Origin of the sequence: Nitrospirillum bahiense (genome assembly GCF_007828025.1) — a bacterium.
Taxonomy (GTDB): Bacteria; Pseudomonadota; Alphaproteobacteria; order Azospirillales; family Azospirillaceae; genus Nitrospirillum; species Nitrospirillum amazonense.
Genome location: NZ_VITO01000003.1, coordinates 25,149 through 45,330, shown reverse-complemented (window position 1 = coordinate 45,330; position 20,182 = coordinate 25,149). Strand labels below are relative to the sequence as shown.

21 protein-coding genes are annotated in these 20,182 nt (G+C 66.6%); 15 read left to right on the top strand and 6 right to left on the bottom strand.

The window, feature by feature from the left end:
• Positions 1 to 47: 47 nt before the first annotated feature.
• Both pqqA (FBZ88_RS31505) and FBZ88_RS05515 read right to left on the bottom strand, forming a co-directional pair.
• Positions 48 to 128, bottom strand: a complete 81-nt coding sequence (gene pqqA, locus FBZ88_RS31505; RefSeq protein ID WP_040849585.1) for a pyrroloquinoline quinone precursor peptide PqqA — start codon at positions 126 to 128, stop codon at positions 48 to 50.
• Between the two features lie 248 nt (positions 129 to 376).
• Entirely contained in the window at positions 377 to 1,840 is a 1,464-nt protein-coding gene (locus FBZ88_RS05515; protein WP_211102539.1) for a porin, read from the bottom strand.
• 287 nt (positions 1,841 to 2,127) lie between these two features.
• On the opposite strand from FBZ88_RS05515, the gene nosP reads away from it, so the two are divergent.
• The 4 genes from nosP to FBZ88_RS05495 all read left to right on the top strand — a co-directional run bounded on the left by nosP (position 2,128) and on the right by FBZ88_RS05495 (position 7,871).
• Positions 2,128 to 3,525: a nitric oxide-sensing protein NosP gene (gene nosP / locus FBZ88_RS05510; RefSeq protein WP_246138518.1), complete on the top strand. Its 1,398-nt coding sequence runs from the start codon at positions 2,128 to 2,130 to the stop codon at positions 3,523 to 3,525.
• Positions 3,522 to 6,290 carry a hybrid sensor histidine kinase/response regulator gene (locus tag FBZ88_RS05505; protein WP_145615806.1) on the top strand — a complete coding sequence of 923 codons (2,769 nt, stop codon included), beginning with the start codon at positions 3,522 to 3,524 and terminating at the stop codon, positions 6,288 to 6,290. Before nosP ends, FBZ88_RS05505 begins: the two co-directional genes overlap by 4 nt.
• Before the next feature lie 98 nt (positions 6,291 to 6,388).
• Positions 6,389 to 7,174, top strand: a complete 786-nt coding sequence (locus FBZ88_RS05500; protein ID WP_186464223.1) for a 2OG-Fe(II) oxygenase — start codon at positions 6,389 to 6,391, stop codon at positions 7,172 to 7,174.
• 1 nt (position 7,175) lies between these two features.
• A complete protein-coding gene (locus FBZ88_RS05495; protein WP_145615804.1) occupies positions 7,176 to 7,871 on the top strand; it encodes a hypothetical protein in 696 nt (231 codons plus the stop codon).
• On the opposite strand, the gene FBZ88_RS05490 is transcribed toward FBZ88_RS05495, so the two are convergent.
• From FBZ88_RS05490 to FBZ88_RS05475, 4 genes are all read right to left on the bottom strand, one after another.
• Positions 7,832 to 8,224, bottom strand: coding sequence for a type II toxin-antitoxin system VapC family toxin (locus FBZ88_RS05490; RefSeq protein WP_145615803.1), 393 nt, complete (start codon positions 8,222 to 8,224; stop codon positions 7,832 to 7,834). The two genes, FBZ88_RS05495 and FBZ88_RS05490, sit on opposite strands and share 40 nt — an antisense overlap.
• The gene (locus FBZ88_RS05485) at positions 8,225 to 8,464 is read right to left on the bottom strand and encodes a type II toxin-antitoxin system VapB family antitoxin (RefSeq protein ID WP_145615802.1); all 240 of its coding nucleotides are present in this window, start codon (positions 8,462 to 8,464) and stop codon (positions 8,225 to 8,227) included.
• A 215-nt stretch (positions 8,465 to 8,679) separates the two neighbouring features.
• On the bottom strand, positions 8,680 to 9,255 hold the full coding sequence (locus FBZ88_RS05480; protein WP_145615801.1) for a cupin domain-containing protein: 576 nt from the start codon (positions 9,253 to 9,255) through the stop codon (positions 8,680 to 8,682).
• 67 nt (positions 9,256 to 9,322) lie between these two features.
• On the bottom strand, positions 9,323 to 9,994 hold the full coding sequence (locus FBZ88_RS05475) for a response regulator transcription factor (protein ID WP_145615800.1): 672 nt from the start codon (positions 9,992 to 9,994) through the stop codon (positions 9,323 to 9,325).
• A 557-nt stretch (positions 9,995 to 10,551) separates the two neighbouring features.
• Here FBZ88_RS05475 and pqqA (FBZ88_RS31500) point away from each other — a divergent pair.
• From pqqA (FBZ88_RS31500) to FBZ88_RS05420, 11 genes are all read left to right on the top strand, one after another.
• Complete coding sequence (pqqA, locus tag FBZ88_RS31500) at positions 10,552 to 10,764, top strand: pyrroloquinoline quinone precursor peptide PqqA (protein ID WP_411861204.1); 213 nt, start codon at positions 10,552 to 10,554, stop codon at positions 10,762 to 10,764.
• A 216-nt stretch (positions 10,765 to 10,980) separates the two neighbouring features.
• Complete coding sequence (gene xoxF5 / locus FBZ88_RS05465) at positions 10,981 to 12,780, top strand: lanthanide-dependent methanol dehydrogenase XoxF5 (protein WP_145615799.1); 1,800 nt, start codon at positions 10,981 to 10,983, stop codon at positions 12,778 to 12,780.
• A gap of 115 nt (positions 12,781 to 12,895) precedes the next feature.
• A complete protein-coding gene (locus FBZ88_RS05460) occupies positions 12,896 to 13,348 on the top strand; it encodes a c-type cytochrome (protein ID WP_145615798.1) in 453 nt (150 codons plus the stop codon).
• A 19-nt stretch (positions 13,349 to 13,367) separates the two neighbouring features.
• On the top strand, positions 13,368 to 14,222 hold the full coding sequence (locus tag FBZ88_RS05455; RefSeq protein ID WP_145615797.1) for a substrate-binding domain-containing protein: 855 nt from the start codon (positions 13,368 to 13,370) through the stop codon (positions 14,220 to 14,222).
• Positions 14,219 to 14,806, top strand: a complete 588-nt coding sequence (locus tag FBZ88_RS05450) for a PQQ-dependent catabolism-associated CXXCW motif protein (RefSeq protein ID WP_145615796.1) — start codon at positions 14,219 to 14,221, stop codon at positions 14,804 to 14,806. The genes FBZ88_RS05455 and FBZ88_RS05450 overlap by 4 nt, the downstream gene beginning before the upstream one ends.
• Positions 14,807 to 14,853: 47 nt before the next feature.
• Positions 14,854 to 15,234, top strand: coding sequence for a c-type cytochrome (locus FBZ88_RS05445; protein WP_088875745.1), 381 nt, complete (start codon positions 14,854 to 14,856; stop codon positions 15,232 to 15,234).
• 160 nt (positions 15,235 to 15,394) lie between these two features.
• Positions 15,395 to 16,372 (top strand): nucleoside-diphosphate sugar epimerase/dehydratase, encoded by a 978-nt coding sequence (locus FBZ88_RS05440; protein WP_145615795.1) that lies wholly within the window; start codon positions 15,395 to 15,397, stop codon positions 16,370 to 16,372.
• Positions 16,373 to 16,489: 117 nt separating this feature from the next.
• Positions 16,490 to 17,038 (top strand): phosphatase PAP2 family protein, encoded by a 549-nt coding sequence (locus FBZ88_RS05435; RefSeq protein ID WP_050897954.1) that lies wholly within the window; start codon positions 16,490 to 16,492, stop codon positions 17,036 to 17,038.
• A 236-nt stretch (positions 17,039 to 17,274) separates the two neighbouring features.
• Positions 17,275 to 17,928 (top strand): hydrolase, encoded by a 654-nt coding sequence (locus FBZ88_RS05430; protein WP_145615794.1) that lies wholly within the window; start codon positions 17,275 to 17,277, stop codon positions 17,926 to 17,928.
• Positions 17,929 to 17,993: 65 nt separating this feature from the next.
• Positions 17,994 to 18,281: a XapX domain-containing protein gene (locus FBZ88_RS05425; protein WP_145615793.1), complete on the top strand. Its 288-nt coding sequence runs from the start codon at positions 17,994 to 17,996 to the stop codon at positions 18,279 to 18,281.
• A gap of 3 nt (positions 18,282 to 18,284) precedes the next feature.
• Positions 18,285 to 20,180, top strand: a complete 1,896-nt coding sequence (locus tag FBZ88_RS05420; protein ID WP_145615792.1) for an amidohydrolase — start codon at positions 18,285 to 18,287, stop codon at positions 20,178 to 20,180.
• Positions 20,181 to 20,182 lie beyond the last annotated feature (2 nt).

Genomic DNA, 20,182 nt, shown 5'->3' with positions numbered 1-20,182 from the left:
GATCCAACGCCCGGAAGACCAGCGGCGGCCCCAAGTCGTTGAATTGCTTATTTCACTTCCGCGCAAGCGTAGCAGTTGATTTCCATGCCCAGCGCGATTTCAACGATCTTCGGAGTCTTCCAGCTCATAACATTTCCTCCGGTTTTGAGGAACGGCCACATGTCCGCCCCTGTATTTAAAATAATTCTAAATTACCTTTCCGTCAAGGCACCAGCCGGTGCCGCATCCACGGCACCCCCTCATCCCTTAGGCGCAAACAGGCGCGTTACGGCACCTACGGCTTTAAGCTTCGCATGCCTTCCACTGTTCCGCTGGATCGGCGCCCCGTCCATGGTGACCCCACGGCAGGGGGCGCCGTTAGAGGAATAAAGGCCGGTTAGAAGAACGCGATGGCGCCGGCGGCGATCGTGTCCTCCTGGGCCTTGTTGCCGCCGTGGGCCGTGGCGGTGGTGTGGGCATACTCACAGATCAGGTTGACCCAACTGGTCAGCTTATATTTGCAGCCGGCGGCCCAGGATTCGTTGGTCTTCACCAGCAAGGGGTTGACCTCGCCCGAGGCCAAGCCCAGGCGGCTCAGCCCATAGCTGCCGGACAGGGTGAACCTCTTGAAGAAGGTATAGCTGCCCTGGACGTAGTAGCCGTCCGAACTGCGCGCCTGTCCAGCGGCGCTGACGCCGTCGAAGAACAGGCCGGTGGTTCCCAGCGCGTCGCCGGTGTAGCCATAGGCCACCAGCTCGGCATCCGCGATATCGACCTTGGCGCCGAAGTCCCAGCCGGTGCCCCGCACGCTGCGTCCCTGCGGCAGTGCCTCGGCGGCCGACACGCTCTTCAGGTCCTGGGTGACGACGTTGGCCCATAGCTGGGCCTTCAGCAGGCTGCTGGCGTCGGTCGGCAGCTCATAGTTGACGCCGGCCTGGATCTGCGGATCGTCATGGGCGGACAGGGTGCCCGATTGGCCGGAGAAGTTGAAGGCGTCCAGCGGCTGGAAGATGCCGACCGAGGCGGTGAAGCCGCTGAACTTGGGCGTGGTGTAGGTGATCTGGGGCATGAAGTCGGTGTAGACATAGCCGATGCCGATCCGCCCCAGCGAGGTGTTGGACGGCGCCACGTTGCCGCCGGTGGATCCCACGCCGAACAGGGTGAAGTCGTTCAGGATCGCCTGCTGGCCGAACAGGCCGATGTCGCGGCCCACCTTGACCGTGCCCATGCTGGGCGTGCCCACCGTCAGGTACTGCTGGCGGAAGTCGATGCCCGACGTCGCCAGGGCATGCGCGGCGCCGGCGGAGTTGGCCCCCCCGACCCCCGACACGCTGTTCAGGCCCGGGTACAGGCCGAAATGGGCGACGATGTCGAAGCCTTCCTGCTGGGTCTTCAGCTCCACGGCGAAGTTGCCGGGTAGCAAACCGTTGCGGATGGAGGAGTTCTCGCTGCTGCCCACCGCCGCCAGGCCGCCCGCCACCACATGGTTGGGCGCCACGCTGTCCGGACTGTCGTGGACATAGTAGCCGTTGATCTCCCCCGACAGGGTGACATCGACGGGGCCGACATGCACGCCGATGCCCTTTTCCGTCATGCGCACGGCGAAGGGATCGGGCGGCGGGGCGGCGGCCACCGCCGCGGCGCTGGCGCTGGCTACGGCCGCCGGCGGCGGGGGTGGCGGCGTCTCGACCGCCTTGCGCTGTTTCAGTTGGTCGTATTCCTGCTGGGACAGGATGCCTTTGGCCAACAATTTGGCCAGAAGATCGTCGGTGGTGTCGGCTTTCGCCATGGATCCCGGCAGACATGCCAGGCCGCTGATCGCGGTCACGCCCAGAAACAATGCCATCCGCTTGGATTTCATTCTTGTTTCCTCCCGGCTTATATTTGCGGGGTGTCGGCCCGGTGGTCATGGCAATAAAACGCCATTCGGCGGAAGTTTCCGCGCGCCGATCATTTCCCTGCTGTTTGGCGGGGTCTTTCTTGGCCCCACCTTAATTTGAAACTTGAAGTCGTTTGCCTTGTCCGCGCAATAGAACTAAAGAACCGTTGCGGGTTGCCAGCCGGTTGCGCACGCTGGGAAAAGCCTATGAAATCATGGGGCGGTTCGCATGCGGCCCACCGGCCGCCGCACCGCACCCGGATGGACCCATGAAAACTAAGCCTGGCGACAATGGCCAATCCCACAGCGGCCAATCCCACAGCGGCCAATCCCACAGCGGACAGCAGCCCGGTGCCAAGACCCGCCCCGTTGACGGGCCCGGTGCCACATCCCCAACCAAAACCAAGGTGGCGGCGCGGTCCGGCAGCACCCCGCCGCGGATGAACGGTGCCACCCCCATGCCTCCGGCCCCTTCCCTGCCGCCCCTGCCGCCCTTCCCGGTGGCGCCGGCGCGGACGCGCGCCCGCGGCGATGGGGGCCCCACCCTGCCCTTGCGCCGCGGCGGGTCCGACAAGACGGACGCCCACGCGGCGGTGGCGGAGCTGCGCCAACAGATCGGGGACGGCGGCGACGCGGCTGGCATCCTGGTCTTCTTCTCCCCCGCCTATGACCGGGAGGAGATGCTGTCGGCGCTGAAGGAGGCGTTCGGTTCCACGCCTGTCTTCGGCTGTACCACAGCGGGCGAAATCACACCCTTCGGCTACATCAGCAACGGCCTCACCGGCATCAGCTTCCCGGCGGCGGATTTCATGGTCCATTCCGCCCTGTTCGAGGGGTTGAGCCAATTCCAGATCGCCAACACCATCGAGCGGACACATCAACTGGTATCCGAGCGCCATGCCCAGGCCCAGGGGCGGCCTGGCTTCGGCCTGCTGCTGGTCGACGGCCTGTCGACGCGCGAGGAACAGCTGGTCAGCGCCATCGGCAACGCGTTGGCGGGCCTGCCGCTGATCGGCGGGTCGGCCGGCGACGGACTGGATTTCAAATCCACCATCGTCCTGCATGAGGGCCGCTGCGTCAGCGACGCCGCCATCCTGCTGCTGATCACCACCCGCCGGCGCTTCTCCGTCTTCAAGACGGAGCATTTCGTGCCGACGGAACACAAGATGGTGGTGACCGGCGCCGACCTGGAAACCCGCCGGGTGTTCGAGATCAACGCCGAGCCGGCGGCCCTGGAATATGCCCGCCTGGTGGGCCTGTCGAACGAGCCGCTGACGCCCAAGATTTTCGCCGCCCATCCCGTGGTGGTGCGGGTGGGCGGCCAGTACCACGTCCGCTCCATCCAGAAGGTGAACCCGGACAACAGCCTGACCTTCCACTGCGCCATCGACGAGGGCCTGGTGCTGACGGTGGCGCGCGGCATCGATATCGTGGAAAATCTCCATGAATTGTTCCGCCGGCTGGAACGGGAGATCGGTCCCTTGGATGCCATCATCGGGTTCGATTGCGTCTTGCGAAACCTGGAAACGGAACAGCGCAACCTGAAGGCCGCGGTGTCGGATCTGTTCGTCGCCCACCGCGTCACCGGCTTCTGCACCTATGGCGAGCAGTACATGTCCATGCACGTGAACCAGACCTTCACCGGCGTCGCCATCGGTGGGACATGATCATTCCCAAGCCCCTGCCCGCCAACCGGGACGCAGCTCCGGTGCCGGCCGACGCGGACGCGACGCGCCGTATCGCCGACCTGGAACAGCAGGTGGCGAAGCTGACGCGCATCAACCAGTCGCTGATGGACCGGGTGGAGCGCCATGTGGACGGCCAGGGCTCAGCCTTTTCGCTGTTCCAGACCGCCATCAGTCTGGAGAACCAGGTCCGGTCGCGCACCCGGTCGCTGGAAGAGGCGCTGGTTGACCTGGAGCAATCCTATCAGGAAGCCGCCATGGCACGGGAGCAGGCGGAAACGGCCCGCCTGCGCCTGTTCACCGCCATCGAGGCGGTCAGCGGCGGCTTCGCCCTGTTCGATGCCGACGACCGGCTGGTGCTGTTCAACCAGGACTATCTCAGCTTCTGGCCCGGCATGGCGGGCGACGTCCACCCCGGCATGTCGTTCAGCGACATGGTGCACCTGGCGGTGCAGCGCAAAAGCGTGATGGATGCCTATCGCGACCCCGACGGCTGGGTCCGCCGCCGCCTGCGCCAGCATGCCGATTGCCAGGGCCCTACCGTCCACGCGCTGAGCGACGGCCGCTGGATGCAGATCAATGAGAAGCGCACCAATGACGGCGGCGTCGTCGCCATCTACACCGACATCACCGCCCTGAAACGACGGGAAACGCAGCAGTGGAAGGCGGCGCTGGCGCAGAAGAGCACCCTGCTGCAGGCCACGCTGGACAACATCTTCCAAGGGGTGGCGGTGTACGACGCCCAACTGGCGCTGGTGGCCTGGAACAACGAGTTCGTGCGCCTGCTGGACCTGACGCCCCGCTGCGTGCGGCGCGGCGCCGTCTTCGCCGATTTCCAGCGCTTCAATGACGGCCTGCTGGCCCATGGCATCAGCGAGCCGCGTTTCCTGGACCCCCAGAACAACCCGCTGCCGCTGCGGCTGGAACAGACCTGGTTCAACGGCCGGGTGCTGGATATCGAGCGCAATCCCATGCCCGACGGCGGCTTCGTCCTGACCTTCACCGACATCACCGAGCGCAAGCGCAATGAAGAAGCGCTGCGCGACAGCGAGCGGCGCATCCGCCTGGTGACCGACGCCATGCCGGCCCTGATCGCCTACGCCGACGCGGACGAGCGCTACCAGTTCGTCAACGCCCCCTACCGGCAATGGCTGCGCCGGCCGGAAACGGCCATTCTGGGCCGGCGCATGCGTAACGTGCTGGCGCCCGCCTTCTATGAGCGCAGCCGCGCCTACATCCGCCAGGCCCTGGCCGGGCAGACCGTGTCGTTCGAGGTGGAGCTGACGCCCACCGGCGATCCGGACAATCTGGCGGAGCCGCGCTACGCCCATGTCACCTTCGTGCCCCATATCGGGCTGCCCCATGCCGATCAGGATCGGGTGATCCTGGGCCTTTTCACGCTGATGCAGGACGTCACGGAGCGGCGCCGCGCCGACGCCGCCATCAAGGAGGCGAATGAGACGCTGGAGCGGCGGGTGACCGAGCGCACCGCGGCGCTGACCGCCCTGAACGGCCAGTTGCAGCAGGAGATCGCGGAGCGGCGGGAGGTGGAGCGCGCCCTGCAGTCCGCCAAGGTGGAGGCGGAGCAGGCCAACCTGTCGAAGACCAAGTTCCTGGCCGCCGCCAGCCATGACCTGCTGCAACCCCTGAATTCCGCCCGCCTGTTCGTGTCCGCCCTGGCGGAACTGGAGCATACGCGCAAGAACCGGTCGCTGATCGACAACATCGACGTGTCGCTTGGCGCGGTGGAAGGCCTGCTGGATGCCCTGCTGGACATCTCGAAGCTGGACGCCGGTGCGGTGTCGCCGGAAATCGTGGACTTCCCCATCGGCAGCCTGCTGGGCCCGCTGTCCACCGAGCACCAGGTGTTGGCGCAGGAACAAGGGCTGGCCCTGCGCTATGTGCCGTCGCGCGCGGTCGTGCGCAGCGATATCCGCCTGCTGCGCAGCATCGTGCAGAATTTCCTGTCCAACGCCGTGCGCTATACCCAGCGGGGGGGCGTGCTGCTGGGCTGCCGCCGGCGCGGCGACACCTTGCGCATCGAGGTGTGGGACAGCGGTCCCGGCATACCGCCCGACCAGCTGGACGAGATCTTCAAGGAATTCCACCAGTTGCATCGGGGCCCCATGCTGGGCAGCCCCACGGGGAACTCGACCAGGGGTGAGGGACGCACCCGCGCCACCGGCCGGGGCATGGGCCTGGGCCTGGCCATCGTGCGCCGCGTGGCCAAGGTGCTGGACGTGACGGTGGAAACCCGGTCCATGGTCGGCCGCGGCTCCATCTTCTCCGTCGCCGTGCCCTTGGGCGCCATGACGGCCTCGGCCGTCGCCCGCCGTGTGGCCGGCGACGGCAACGCCCGTCCCCTGGACGGAACCTTGGTCCTGGTCCTGGATGACGAGCCCAGCGCGCTGATGGGCATGCAGGCGCTGCTGTCCACGTGGGGCTGCGAAGCGGCGGTGGCGTCCACCGGAGAGGAAGCGCTGGAGGTGCTGGGCCGCCTGCCCCGCCCCCCCGACGCCCTGATCGCCGACTTCCACCTGGGCGATGGCCACACCGGCCCGGATGAGGTCACCCGCCTGCGCCAGGTCATCGCCGCCGACACCGGCCTGGCCCCACCCGCCATCATCGTCACCGCCGACCACACGCCGGAGGTCGAGGCCCAGGTGAAGCAGCACCAGTACTGGATGCTGAAAAAGCCGCTGAATCCGGCGCAGCTGCGGGCGCTGCTGTCCAGCATGCTGGGGTAGGGCCGGGTTCCGGACCCCGAGCGCCCGGTTGACACGCCTTCGCAACCGGCGATATGCCTGGCCGGTCGCTTTCACGCCCGAACAAGGTCCGGCCGCGCATGCGTTCCCTTCTGGCCGGTCTTGGCCCCGCCGATGTCCGCACGGCCCCCTTCCCCCATATCGTGGCCGACCGGCCCATGGAAGACGGTCTTTACCAGGAGCTGAGCGCCAGCTTTCCCGGATTTACCCGCATGGGCTGGGACTGCGCCCCGGACCAGGTGCCCAACAACCGGCGCTTCGAGCTGTCGGCCGAAATGATCCTCCAATCACCGGATTTGCCGGCCTGCTGGAAGGATTTCGCCGCCTACCATGCCAGTCCGGCCTTCCTGGCGGAGGTCGCGGCCCTGTTCGACGGCCACTGGGACCCGGCGATGCTGGCGGCCCTGGACGGGCGCCTGACGGGTCACAGTGCCGGGTTGCGGCGCCTGACCTCGACAGGGCCGTATCGCATCCACCAGGATGCGCGCATGGAGATCAACACCCCCGTGCGCGACCGCGCCTTCTCCTCGCGCGGCCCCCATCTCGACACGCCCAACCGCCTTTTCTCCTGCCTGTTCTACATGCGGGCGCCCGATGACGATGCACAGGGCGGTGACTTGGTGCTGTACCGCTGGCGCGACGGGCCGACAGGGCGCATTGCGGACTATGCGCTGCCGGAGACGGCGGTGGAGGAGGCCCTGACCGTGCCCTACGCCGCCAACCGTCTGGTGATCTTCCCCCAGAGCCTGAACGCCCTGCACGGCGTCAGCCCCCGCCACCCCACACCGCACACCCGCCGCTACGTCTTCGTTACCGCGGAACTGACCGAGGACTGGTTGCGCCAACCCTTGAGCGAAGGGGTATGACATGCGCCTGCTGGTCCATGGCATGCAGTCGAGCGGCGCCACCGCCTTCACCCGCGCCCTGGCGGAGCGGCCCGGCTGCGTCGCCCTGGCGGATATTCCCAACAACTTCGCCGCCCCGCGCGTGACCACGACGGCCGACTTCGTGGCCAAGGTGGTGGTGACCACGGCCTACCCCCTGGCGACCCACGTGGAACGCTTCCGCCCCGACAAGGTGGTCTTGTTCCTGCGCGACCCGCGTGACAACTACGCCAGCCTATCGACCGCGAACTACCGCCACCATTCCGGCCTGATGGACGAGAAGTTCCTGATTCTGGACCAGTTGTTCGCCGAGCGGCACCGGCTGTTCGACGCCGTCATCCATTATGAGGATTTCGTCGCCCGCGAGCCGTCGGTGTTCACGGCCCTGGCCGCCCTGGGCTGGCCGCTGGACGAAGCGCACTACACCTTCCGCCGCGACTACAACGACCTGCTGCGGACGCTGTGGGAAGCGGAACCAGCGTTACAGGAAACAATGGACGTGGTTTTCGGCAACACCCGCGGCGCGGGCGTGACCGACCGCTGGCGCGACAAGCCGCGCGACCCGGCCATCGATGCGCGGCTGGAAATTTTGTGCCCCCGGCTGCTGCGGCACTACCAGGGCCGGCCTATAAGAACCGGTCAGGCCAGGTCGGTCAGTGCGAAGTCATCGCCCTTATAGAGAAGGGCCGCGCCCTGCGCTTTGGCACAGGCATAGGCGAAGCAATCCCCCATGTTCAATGCGGCTGGATGACGGCCCTTCCCGTAGCGGGCGTAGGCATCATAGGCAATGTCCCACTCCCGCACGCCGAGGTCCACAAACCGGAAGCCCGCTTCCTTCAGGAAATCAAGTACATGGCTGCGCGCTGTTACCGGTGCAATTTTGTAGGATCGGCAAAGGCCAGCCGCCGTTTCCCAAACCGCAAGGGCAGAACAGAAGCGATCCGCGTGCATCTCCAGCCGGTCCGCCAAGGCGGCGGCATCCTCCTCCCCCGCAATGAGCGCAATAAGGGCCGACGCATCCGCGAAGATCATTCAGAGGTTTCCGGAAAGATCGTCAAAGAATGCCTTGTCGGCCGGCAGCCCGGTTGAGGCCGGCAACGGATGCCGGGCACGGAAAGCCGCTAGGCGATCCCGCAAAGGAACAGCCTCTGCCAGGCGCTGAAGTTCCGCCCGCACCGCCAGCTTGACCGCATCCTGTTTGGAAATGCCCCGGAGGACCGCCAACTCCGCCACCAATTCGGCGGTAACGTCGTCCTTGATGTAGAGAGGCATTGCCATTATCTCCCCAACGGGCCGCCGGATATCCAAGAAAGATACATCGGGATATCCGTGCATTCAAGAACCACCCGCGGTGTAAGAATTCCACCGCTGAGCGCTGGTCCGGAAAATTTGCCTTGTTCCTCGACGTGCAACTGACAACTGGGCAGATGCGCCGGCTTGCGTCCCCGCTGGGTCCGGCATTGGGCATTCTGACACCCGAACCGCACCTACATCCGGTAGCCGGGGGTGGGTGTCCACAGCTGGGTCAGCGGCCCGTTGGCACCAGTGACGGGATCAAGGGGCGGGAAAGGCAGGTGGGCGATGCGCTCCAGCTCCGCCGGCGTGGCCGCCTCGCGCCGGATGTCCCAGTCCTGGCCCGGCGGATAGCCGCCCACCACCAGGAAGTCATCGCTGGCGGCAACGCGGCAATGGCCGGTGCCCGCGGGCAGCACGGCGACGTCGCCGGCCCGCACCGCCACCCGGCGGCCATTGGGCCCGCCCAGCATGAGTTCCGCCTGCCCCCGGGCAAAGCCCAGCACCTCATGCGCGGACGTGTGATAGTGGTGATAGTCGTAGATGCCGTCGCGCCAGCGCGCGGGCCAGCCGTTGCGCTGGAACAGCGCCTCGAACACCGCCGCCGGGTCGCCACCGCCCAGGGGCACCATGCCCCGGTAGATCAGGACGTGCAGGCGGGCGTTGTTGGGCACCCAGCTGAGGCTGTGCAGGATGAAATTCTCCGGCCAGCGGCCGTGTTCACCCGCCATGCCGCCGTAGGCATCGGCTTCGGCGTGCTGGTCGGCCATGGCGTGTCTCCCTGAGGGCGGAACGGTTCCACCCTCTGAAATCCGCTGGGCCGCCGCAGGTTCCGGATCAGCCTTCCGCCACGTCGGCGAAGCTGTCCAGGTGCAGGCGGCCGGCCATGACCACGGCCTGGGTCCGGCTGTAGACGCGCAGCTTGTGCAGGATGCTGGAGACGTGGGCCTTCACCGTGGTTTCGGCGATATCCAGGTCATAGGCGATTTCCTTGTTCAGCTTGCCCGTGCCCAGCAGCTGCAGCACGCGGCGCTGCTGCGGCGTCAGCGTCAGGACCCGTTGCAGGAAATCATCGTCCGCCGCCTGGCCCTTGGGATTCGGGGCTGGCTCGGCCAGCGCCAAGTCGTCGGGACGGTAGGTGCCCCCGGCGGCCACCAGCGACAGGGCGGCCACGATCTCAGCCCGGGGGGTCGACTTGGGGATGAAACCCATGGCGCCCAAGGCCAGCGCCTCGCGTACCAGGCGCGGATCCTCCAGGGCGGAGATCACCACCACGGGGGTGGCGGGAAATTGACTGCGGATACGCACCAGCCCTTCGAACCCGTCCACACCGGGCATGCGCAGATCCAGCAGCAAGAGGTCAGCGGCGCCGATGGACTCCAGCAACTGCATCACACCCGCCAGATGGGCGCACTCCAGGATTTCAGGCTGGTCAAACGCGGACTCCACGGCCAGGGCCAGGGCGCCCCGCACCATGGGATGATCGTCGGCAATGATTATTTGCGGCATGCGTCGCCTCGTTTGCGGGCGATTATGATTCGGCGTTTCCTCGAGCTTGACGATAGTCGATATCGGTCAACCCGGCTAGTGCCTGGGAGGGTTAGGCCGCGTCCCGTCGGCGCAGCCTCCGCCACTGCTGGGCGTCTGTATGCAACCCTTTGACATGCAATCAATATCAGACTGGAAGAGCGAACGCCGACACCCCCTGCGCGGGTGCGGCACGGGTGTCAAATTACCCTTGTACCAAAGTACAATTGGCACCCGGGACGGGCTTCTTGAAGATGGGCAGCAAGCCGAACGGTGGCGCATTCCCTCTGAAGTTCCAAAGGGAAGGCCGGAAGGAACGGCGCCCCGGAGAGGAACGGCCCGGCGGGAAAGCCCCGGCGGGCCAGCAAAGACGAAGAACTGGCAGAGTCGAAGTTCCCGCGTGATCATGGGCCTGCGGCGTGACCGGTTATTGGCATCCCGACCGCCCCCTTTTTGCCGACAGCCGCCTGGTTTCAAGGGTATCTCTTTCATACCTTGCGACATCGGGCGCGAACGACATCGATCCCACGAAGGCCGGTATGCCGGTCCCCGTGGATGGCAGGGGTGGAGACGGGATTGCCCGTGGCGGCCAGCGGCCCAGGACGGGATGGGAACAAGCGGGATGGAAACCGGTCCGAAGGGACCTATCCTTAACCTTCTCAAGGAGAGACCCGATGCGTTGGAAGAAGCCCATCGTCACCGAGATCGCGCTCGGCATGGAAATCAATTGCTACGCCTGCGCGGACGTCTGACGCCCCCGCCATAATCGGCCGGCCCACGGACCCGGTCGGACGTGCATCCGCCCGATGTGCGTCCTTATGCGTTTTGTCCCCAGTCTCCGGCCTGGATATCCGCCCGTGCCGGCGGGCTAGCGGCCCCTGATCAGCCTAATCGCGTCGCCCATCCGCCGGCCAGGCGGACACCAATCGGACCGGACCTACCGGCCAATCCCCAGGGAGGGAAATCAGATGAAACAGCGGAAGAAGGTGTTGTTGTCGTGGACCGCCCTCGTGACGGCCAGCTTGCTTTCCAGCCATCCGTCGCTGGCCAACGACGAGCTGACCAAGGCGAGCAAGGACCCCAAGCAATGGGTCATGCAAGCCGGTGACTACGCCAATCAGCGCTACAGCTCCTTGAAGCAGATCACCACCGCCAACGTTAAGGAACTGCGCCCGGTGTGGACCTTCTCCACCGGCGTGCTGCGCGGCCATGAAGGCGGCCCGCTGGTCGTGGGCGACGTCATGTACGTCCACACCCCCTTCCCCAACGTGGTGTATGCGCTGGACCTGAACAACCAGGGCCGCATCCTGTGGAAGTATGAGCCCAAGCAGGATCCGACCGTCATTCCCGTCATGTGCTGCGACACCGTGAACCGCGGTGTGGCCTATGGTGACGGCAAGATCATCCTGAACCAGGCCGATGCCAACGTCGTGGCGCTGGACGCCAAGACCGGCAAGGAACTGTGGAAGGTCGCCAACGGCGATCCCAAGAAGGGCGAGACCATGACGGGGGCGCCCGTCATCGTGAAGGACAAGGTGCTGGTCGGCATCAGCGGCGGCGAATTCGGCGTGCAGGGCCGCATGACGGCGTACAACCTGAAGGACGGCTCCGTCGCGTGGAAGGCCTACTCCGTCGGCCCCGACGACCAGATCCTGGTCGACCCGCAGAAGACCACCAGCCTGGGCAAGCCCATCGGCGCCAACTCCTCCCTGTCGACTTGGCAGGGCGACCAGTGGAAGACCGGCGGTGGCGCCACCTGGGGCTGGACCAGCTATGACCCGCAGCTGAACCTGATCTACTACGGTTCGGGCAACCCCTCGACCTGGAACCCCAAGCAGCGCCCCGGCGACAACAAATGGTCGATGACCATCTTCGCCCGCGACGCCGACACGGGCATGGCCAAGTGGGTCTACCAGATGACGCCCCATGACGAATGGGACTATGACGGCGTCAACGAGATGATCCTGGCTGACATCAAGGTGAAGGGCACGCCCGTCAAGGCGTTGGTCCACTTCGACCGCAACGGCTTCGCCTACACCATGAACCGCGAGACCGGCGAGCTGCTGGTGGCGGAGAAGTACGACCCGGCGGTCAATTGGGCCACGCACGTGGACATGAAGACCGGCCGGCCGGAAGTCGTGGCACAGTACAGCACCGACAAGAACGGCGAAGACCACAACACCAAGGGCGTCTGCCCGGCGGCCCTGGGCAGCAAGGACCAGCAGCCGGCCTCCTACTCGCCTGACACCGGCCTGTTCTACGTGCCGACCAACCACGTCTGCATGGACTATGAGCCGTTCAAGGTGTCCTACACCGCTGGCCAGCCCTATGTCGGCGCCACCCTGTCCATGTTCCCGCCCAAGGGCGAGAACCACCTCGGCAACTTCATCGCCTGGGACGCCAGCACCGGCAAGATCGTCTGGTCCGACAAGGAAACCTTCTCCGTCTGGTCGGGTGCCCTGACCACGGCCGGTGGCGTCGCCTTCTACGGCACGCTGGAAGGCTACCTGAAAGCCGTGGACATGAAGACCGGCAAGGAGCTGTACAAGTTCAAGACGCCGTCGGGGATCATCGGCAACGTCACAACCTATGAGCACGGCGGCAAGCAGTACATCGCCGTGCTGTCCGGTGTCGGCGGCTGGGCCGGCATCGGCATGGCCGCCGGCTTGGGCGGCGACACGGACGGCCTGGGTGCCGTCGGCGCCTACAAGCAGTTGGCCAACTACACCCAGCTGGGCGGTGTGCTCACCGTCTTCGCACTACCGTAACCCCTCTCTCCTTCTCAGCCCCGCCTGGGGATCATCCCTCAGGCGGGGCTTCTTTGCCCCTTGAGCTAAAGCACACATGCCTGGACTCCCCACTTCGCGAAAAGAGGTCCGACTGATGCCGAAACGCTTGGCGCTGGCCGCTGCCGTCACCCTTCTGGCCCTGCCCCTCAGCGTCGCCGCCGGCGCCGCCGATGGCAGCGCGCCCACCGCAACCAAGGTGGCGGCCGAGGCCAAACCCTATAAAGTCGAAGGCGGCAAGGTCGATCCCGGCACCTACAACGGCTATCGCCGCTATGGCGAGTCCTGCATGCGGTGCCATGGTCCTGACGGGGCCGGCAGTTCCTACGCCCCGGATCTGACCGACAGCCTGAAGCACATGGACTACGACACCTTCGCCGAGACGGTGATCAACGGCCGCAAGAACGTGAATACCGCCAACAACAACGTCATGCCGTCCTTCGGCACGACGGAGGACGTGGCGAACTATCTGGATGACATCTACGGCTATCTGAAGGCCCGGTCCGACGGCGCCATCGGCCGCGGCCGGCCGCAGCGCATCGGGGACTGAGAACAACGGCGGCATCCTCATGAAAACGGCCTTCCGCCTGGCGCTGGCGGCGTTACTGCCGCTGGCCCTGCCCGCATCCCAAGCCCTGGCCCAAACGGCCGAGCTGGTGTCCCGCACCGAATTGCGCGTCTGCGCCGACCCCAACGACATGCCCTATTCCAACCAGAAGGGCGAGGGGTTCGAAAACAAGATCGCCGCCATCATCGGCCAGGATCTGAAGCTGCCCGTCAGCTATGTCTGGTTCCCCCAGGTCATGGGCTTCGTGCGCAACACCCTGCGCGCCCGCCAGTGCGACCTGGTCATGGGCACGGTGGCCGGCGACCCGCTGATGGACAATACCAACGCCTATTACCATAGCGGCTACATGATCGTGACGCGGGCGGACGCCGGCATCACCGCCACCTCGGTCGGCGATCCCAGCCTGGCCGACAAGCGCTTCGGCCTGGTGGCCGCGACGCCGCCCACCGACCTGCTGCTGCGCCATAACCTGATGGCGCACACCACCTCCTACGCCCTGACGGTGGACACGCGGTATGAGTCGCCCTCGCGCGCCATGCTACAGGATCTGGCCGACCGCAAGATCGACGTCGCCCTGCTGTGGGGCCCCATCGCCGGCTATTACATCAAGCAGGACAAGCTGCCGCTGAAGGCCGCCTTCCTGGACCCCGAGGGGGACGGCAACCGGCTGGATTTCCGCATCGCCATGGGCGTGCGCGCCAATGAGCCGGAATGGCGCCGCTCGGTGGATCAAGCGCTGCAGCGCCATCGGGCCGAGGTCGGCAAGCTGCTGGCGGACTATGGCATCCCGTTGCTGGATGAGCAGAACAAGCCCATCCCCGCGTCCTTGCCGGGGGCCGCCGGCGCCAAGCCATGAGGGCCCTGCCCGCGGCCGTGCTGGCAAGCGCGATGGCCATCCTGCCCGCCATCGCCGCGCCGGCGCAGACGGCCCCGGCCGTGCCGGAGCCACCAGGCTATCGCCTGGATGATTACCGGGCGCCGGTGCCGGCGACGGTCTCCGGCGGCCGCGTGCTGACCACCGCCGCCCTTCAGGAGTTGCTGGCGCGGGAGGGGACCCGTGTGGTGCTGGTGGACGTGCTGCCCTCCCCCCGGCGGCCGGCCGGCATGACACCGGGATCGCCCTGGATGCCCCTGCCCCATGACGACCTGCCCGGCAGCGTCTGGCTGCCGGACGTGGGGCGGGGCGCGCTGAACCCAACCCTGGAAAACTGGTTCCAGCAACAACTTGCGACTTTAAGCGGGGGCGACAAGAACCGCCCGCTGGTGTTCTATTGTCTGCCCGAGTGCTGGATGAGCTGGAATGCGACCAAGCGTGCCGCCGGTTATGGTTACACCAATGTCGCCTGGTACCCGGACGGCGTTGACGGCTGGCGTGCCGCCGGGTTGCCCCTGGCCACCGCCACGGCACTGACACCCCCGGAATCCCCGGGGGCTCCCTGAGTTCAAAAGTTCACGACGACCAGAGACCAGGTAAAGGAGAGCGGAAGGTGCGACGTATCGGATTTTGGGCGGCGGTTGCCGCCACGATCATCGCGGGTGGAACGGCCGGAACGGCCCTGGCGGATGGTGATCCCGCCGCCGGCCAGGTGGTGTTCAAGAAGTGCGCGGTCTGTCATTCCATCGACGCCGGCGTGAACAAGGTGGGCCCCAGCCTGCATGGCATCATCGGCCGCAAGTCCGCCACTGCGCCGGGCTACGACTATTCCGCCGCCATGAAGGGCGCCAACAAGGAATGGACGGCCAAGGAGCTGGACACCTACCTGACCGACCCGCGCGCCGTCGTGCCGGGCACCAAGATGGTGTTCGTCGGCCTGAAGGACCAGAAGGACCGTGACAACGTCATCGCCTACCTGGCGACGCTGAAGTAAACGGCTTCATCCTCAAAAGCCCTATTCCCAACACCCCCGTCCGGAGCCGCCGGACGGGGGTGTTTTCGTTTGGCGTCACGGGTCTTTACGGCACCATGTTAATGGGCCATTAATCCTTGTCCTGCATCATGCCATCGGCATCAGAGAGGGGCGGGGGCCCGTGAGCACCAGAGCCGGTACGACGGTTTCAGACACGGTCATGTCGCGCGGCGCCGCCGCAGCGCCGGCGCCCCTGATTCGCGCCTGCGAACAGCAAGGCCGCGTCATGGACCAAGCCTGGCAGGCCCTTGGCGACACCGATCCCGCGATCGCCCCCGTGGCCCAGTCCGGTCCAGCCTTCAACCTGGGCCTGAGCCCCAGGGCGTTCAAGGTGCTGTGGTCACTGCTGGAAGCGGGGGCGGTGGCGTCACTGGGCGGCATTCTGCTCTCACTGGCGGTGCGTGCCGGACTGGTCGCGGCCGACGACCTGCGCATCGGCCTGTGTCTGGCCGCCGGCCCCGCGCACGTCATCCTGGCCTGGATGCTGGGCCGCCACGCCCGGCCGCGCCACTCCGACGAACCGTCATGGTCAGTGGTTGCCCAGGTGATGGCGGCCTTGTTCGCCTGCCTGCTGGCGGTGGCGCTGGCCAACGACAGCGGCGTCGCCACCATCGCCTGGATCGCCCTGTGGTCTGTGTTGGCCACCGGCGCCCTGGTCCGGGTCCATCGCCTGGAGGGCGCCATCGCCCCCCTGGCCATCGCCCGCCGCTGGCGGGTTCGCCATGCCGTCATCGTCGGCGCAGGACCTGCCGTCCTGCGGCGGGTGAAGGACATGGCCGGCCGTATGGATTATGAGGTCGAGCTGCTGGGCATGTTCGGCGACCGGCCGCCCAATGGCGGTGCCTCGCCCCGCCAGCCGCCCTATCTGGGCGGCCTGGAGGCCCTGTTCGACTTCCTGGCCCGTCATGGTGCCCGGCATGGGGAGATGGGTGTGTTCATGGCCCTGCCGTGGACGGCCAGCGACCGTACCGCCGCCGTGCTGGAACGGTTGCGCACCGTGCCCGTCACCGTCTGGCTGGTGCCCGACCCAGAGCTGTCGGCCCTGGCGCTGCCACAATCAGGGCCCAATCAGGCGGGGCCCAGTCAGGCGGAGCGCTAGTCAGGGCCGCGCGCCGGCGCCGGAATGCCAGGGCCGATGATACTACCCACACGTTCCGTTCGTCAGCGCCGCTTGTTAATCTCCCGGTTCATCCGCAAGCTTCCGTGACGTGTGGACATGCAGCTTCTGAGCACCCTGGCCACGATCGGCTTCGTCCTGCCCGTGTTCGCCGCCCTTATGGGCATGCTGCTGGCGCGGCGCGATTATAGCGTGGCGGCTGCCTGGGGCGGCGGCGTGGTGCTGTCGCTGCTGATCGCCCTGGCGATCCGCGGGATGCTGCGCGCGGACCCGGACCTGCCGCACTTTCCCAGCGGGCACGTCACCCTCGCGGTGGCCTTCTATGGCGGACTGCTGGTCATCTATCTGCGCGGTGGCCACAGCCATGGCCGCATGGCCCTGCCGGTGATCCTGACGGCCCTGGCCAGCATCGCGCTGGTGGAGGGCTGGTCGCGCGTGCTGCTGACGGAACACACCTGGGTGGACGTCATCGGCGGTTTCCTTGTCGGATCCCTGGGCCTGCTGGCCACGGGCTGCCCCTGGGCGGTGCGCCGCATCCAGCGGGGCTCCCGCCTGTATCTGGCGGCAACCCTGGCCGTGGCCATTCCACTGGCCTTCCTGAATGTCCGGTGGCTGGACAGCCTGATCCGGACCTTCGTGGTGCTTTAGCTCCTACCTCCCCTCCAAAAAGACGCAAAGCGACCACGGTCACCGGGCTGGTGTCGATATCAGCCCGGCGCGTGGAATGCCGCGCCATGCGTCGGTGACTGAACCGTCTCGAGCTTCAAATCTTCGACCCTTTCGACAAGACCCCAGGGGGTCCAGGGCGGCATTTTCCCCCTCGTGCCGGCCATCCCGTCCGGCAGCATTTTTGAAATCCCGCCAGCTTTCGCGAGGAAAACACCATGTCCATCACGGCCACGCCCACCCCCGGCGCCAAGCTGCTGACCCCCACCGATCACACCCTGATCATGATCGACTTCCAGTCGCAGATGTCCTTCGCGACGCATTCGATCGACGCCATCACGCTGCGCAACAATGCGGCCCTGGTGGCCAACGCCGCCGCCGGCTTCAAGGTGTCGACCATCCTGACCACGGTGGCGAAAAGCAGCTTCTCCGGCCCGATGTACGCCGAGATCACCGACGCCTTCCCGGGCCAGGACCTGCTGGACCGCACGTCCATGAACACCTGGGAAGACGCCGCGGTGATCAAGCAGATCAACGCCATCGGCAAGTCGCGCATCGTGCTGTCGGGCCTGTGGACCAGCGTCTGCATCGTCGGCCCGGCCCTGTCCGCCATTGACCAGGGTTTCGAGGTCTACGTCATCACCGACGCCTGCGGCGACGTCTCGGCCGAGGCGCACGAGCGCGCGGTGGAACGCATGATCCAGGCCGGCGCCCGTCCCATCACCGCCCTGCAGTACCTGCTGGAGCTGCAGCGCGACTGGGCCCGCACCGAGACCTATGACATGACCACCGGCATCGCCAAGAAGTGGGGCGGCGCCTATGGCCTGGGCATCACCTACGCCAAGACCATGTTCAACGCCCACGAGGGCTGAACCGTCAGCGCGGCCGGGCATGCGCCCGGCCGCGTCCTTCTTCTGGTGGCAGGGAGAACGCCCCCATGAAAGTCTACCTCTTGTCGCTGGGCGCCGGGTTGCTGGTGGGCGTTATCTACGCCCTGATCAACGTCCGCTCCCCCGCCCCGCCCGTGGTCGCCCTGGTGGGTCTGCTGGGCATCCTGGTGGGCGAGCAGATCCCGCCCCTGCTGAAGACACTGTGGGCCAAGGAGCCGGCGGCCCTGTCCTGGGTGCAGGAACAGGTGCGCCCGCACATGTTCGGCCACCTGCCGCAGGGGGCCCCCAAGGCCGCCGCAGATGCCGCCGCACCCGATACCGCTAAAGGGACCTGAGAAATGACCACCGCTGCCGATGTCCAGACGGCCGACCTGATCCTGCATCACGGCCTGTTCACCACGCTGGATCGCGCCAACCCCACCGCCACCGCCGTGGCCGTGAAGGACGGCCGCTTCCTGAAGGTGGGTGGGGAGCATGAGGTGATGGCCCATGCCGGCCCGGCCACCAAGGTGATCGACCTGAAGGGCCGCCGCGTCCTGCCCGGCCTGATCGACAACCACCTGCACATCATCCGCGGCGGCCTGAACTTCAACATGGAGCTGCGCTGGGACGGCGTGCGGTCATTGGCCGACGCCATGGCCATGCTGAAGCGCCAAGTGGCCATCACCCCCGCCCCGCAGTGGGTGCGCGTGGTCGGCGGCTTCACCGAGCACCAGTTCGTGGAAAAGCGCCTGCCCACCATCGAGGAACTGAACGCCGTGGCGCCCGACACGCCGGTGTTCATCTTGCACCTCTACGACCGCGCGCTGCTGAACGGCGCCGCCCTGCGCGCCGTGGGCTACACCAAGGACACGCCGGAACCGCCGGGCGGCCAGATCCTGCGCGATGCCAAGGGCAACCCCACCGGCCTGCTGCTGGCCAAGCCCAACGCCGCCATCCTCTACGCCACCCTGGCCAAGGGGCCCAAGCTGCCCTTCGAGTACCAGGTGAACTCCACCCGCCATTTCATGCGCGAGCTGAACCGTCTGGGCGTCACCGGCGCCATCGACGCCGGCGGCGGCTTCCAGAACTATCCGGACGACTATGAGGTCATCCAGAAACTGGCGGATGAGGACCTGCTGACCATCCGCCTGGCCTACAACCTGTTCACGCAGAAGCCCAAGGGCGAGAAGGACGACTTCCTGAACTGGACGCGGACCTCGACCTACAAGCAGGGCACCGATTATTTCCGCCACAACGGTGCCGGCGAGATGCTGGTGTTCTCCGCCGCGGATTTCGAGGACTTCCGCCAGCCCCGCCCCGACATGGCTCCGGAGATGGAAGGCGACCTGGAAGAGGTGGTGCGCATCCTGGCGCAGAACCGCTGGCCCTGGCGCATGCACGCCACCTACGATGAAACCATCAGCCGCGCGCTGGACGTGTTCGAGAAGGTGAACCAGGACGTGCCGCTGGAGGGCCTGAACTGGTTCTTCGACCACGCCGAGACCATCTCCGACGAATCCATCGACCGCATCGCGGCCCTGGGCGGCGGCATCGCCGTGCAGCACCGCATGGCCTATCAGGGCGAATATTTCGTGGAGCGCTACGGCCTGGGGGCCGCCGCGGCCACGCCGCCGGTGGCGCGCATCCTGGAAAAGGGCGTCAAGGTTTCCGCCGGTACCGACGCCACCCGCGTCGCCAGCTACAACCCCTGGGTCTCGCTGGCCTGGCTCATTACCGGCAAGACCGTGGGCGGCCTGCACCTCTACCCCCGCGCCAACTGCCTGGACCGCGAGACGGCCCTGCGCATGTGGACGGAGAACACCACCTGGTTCTCCAACGAGGAGGGCAAGAAGGGCCGCATCCAGGAAGGCCAGCTGGCCGACCTGATCGTGCCGGACCGCGACTTCTTCGCCTGTGCCGAGGATGAGATCGCCGACACCACCGCCCTGCTGACCGTGGTGGGGGGCAAGGTGGTCTATGGCGCCGGCGACTTCGCCGGCCACGACGCCGCCCCCATCCCGCCGGCCATGCCTGACTGGTCGCCGGTGCGCACCTTCGGTGGCTATGGCGCCTGGAACCTGCTGGAACCGACGAACGCGAAGCTGCAGCGCCAGGCGGCCCAGTCCTGCGGCTGTGACAGCGCCTGCGGCGTGCATGGCCACAGCCATGCCACCGCCTGGTCGGCCAAGCTGCCCATCCGCGACCTGAAGTCCTTCTGGGGCGCCTTGGGCTGCGCCTGCTGGGCCGTCTGATC

What these genes read in the sequence shown, in the direction of transcription:
- FBZ88_RS05505 (WP_145615806.1), top strand. Translation starts at nt 3,522, where the DNA reads ATGATCATTCCCAAGCCCCTGCCCGCCAACCGGGACGCAGCTCCGGTG.
- FBZ88_RS05490 (WP_145615803.1), bottom strand. Translation starts at nt 8,224, where the DNA reads ATGATCTTCGCGGATGCGTCGGCCCTTATTGCGCTCATTGCGGGGGAG.
- nosP (WP_246138518.1), top strand. Translation starts at nt 2,128, where the DNA reads ATGAAAACTAAGCCTGGCGACAATGGCCAATCCCACAGCGGCCAATCC.
- FBZ88_RS05480 (WP_145615801.1), bottom strand. Translation starts at nt 9,255, where the DNA reads ATGGCCGACCAGCACGCCGAAGCCGATGCCTACGGCGGCATGGCGGGT.
- FBZ88_RS05425 (WP_145615793.1), top strand. Translation starts at nt 17,994, where the DNA reads ATGAAAGTCTACCTCTTGTCGCTGGGCGCCGGGTTGCTGGTGGGCGTT.
- pqqA (WP_040849585.1), bottom strand. Translation starts at nt 128, where the DNA reads ATGAGCTGGAAGACTCCGAAGATCGTTGAAATCGCGCTGGGCATGGAA.
- pqqA (WP_411861204.1), top strand. Translation starts at nt 10,552, where the DNA reads ATGCCGGTCCCCGTGGATGGCAGGGGTGGAGACGGGATTGCCCGTGGC.
- FBZ88_RS05515 (WP_211102539.1), bottom strand. Translation starts at nt 1,840, where the DNA reads ATGAAATCCAAGCGGATGGCATTGTTTCTGGGCGTGACCGCGATCAGC.
- FBZ88_RS05430 (WP_145615794.1), top strand. Translation starts at nt 17,275, where the DNA reads ATGTCCATCACGGCCACGCCCACCCCCGGCGCCAAGCTGCTGACCCCC.
- FBZ88_RS05435 (WP_050897954.1), top strand. Translation starts at nt 16,490, where the DNA reads ATGCAGCTTCTGAGCACCCTGGCCACGATCGGCTTCGTCCTGCCCGTG.
- FBZ88_RS05475 (WP_145615800.1), bottom strand. Translation starts at nt 9,994, where the DNA reads ATGCCGCAAATAATCATTGCCGACGATCATCCCATGGTGCGGGGCGCC.
- xoxF5 (WP_145615799.1), top strand. Translation starts at nt 10,981, where the DNA reads ATGAAACAGCGGAAGAAGGTGTTGTTGTCGTGGACCGCCCTCGTGACG.
- FBZ88_RS05450 (WP_145615796.1), top strand. Translation starts at nt 14,219, where the DNA reads ATGAGGGCCCTGCCCGCGGCCGTGCTGGCAAGCGCGATGGCCATCCTG.
- FBZ88_RS05485 (WP_145615802.1), bottom strand. Translation starts at nt 8,464, where the DNA reads ATGCCTCTCTACATCAAGGACGACGTTACCGCCGAATTGGTGGCGGAG.
- FBZ88_RS05460 (WP_145615798.1), top strand. Translation starts at nt 12,896, where the DNA reads ATGCCGAAACGCTTGGCGCTGGCCGCTGCCGTCACCCTTCTGGCCCTG.
- FBZ88_RS05500 (WP_186464223.1), top strand. Translation starts at nt 6,389, where the DNA reads ATGCGTTCCCTTCTGGCCGGTCTTGGCCCCGCCGATGTCCGCACGGCC.
- FBZ88_RS05420 (WP_145615792.1), top strand. Translation starts at nt 18,285, where the DNA reads ATGACCACCGCTGCCGATGTCCAGACGGCCGACCTGATCCTGCATCAC.
- FBZ88_RS05455 (WP_145615797.1), top strand. Translation starts at nt 13,368, where the DNA reads ATGAAAACGGCCTTCCGCCTGGCGCTGGCGGCGTTACTGCCGCTGGCC.
- FBZ88_RS05495 (WP_145615804.1), top strand. Translation starts at nt 7,176, where the DNA reads ATGCGCCTGCTGGTCCATGGCATGCAGTCGAGCGGCGCCACCGCCTTC.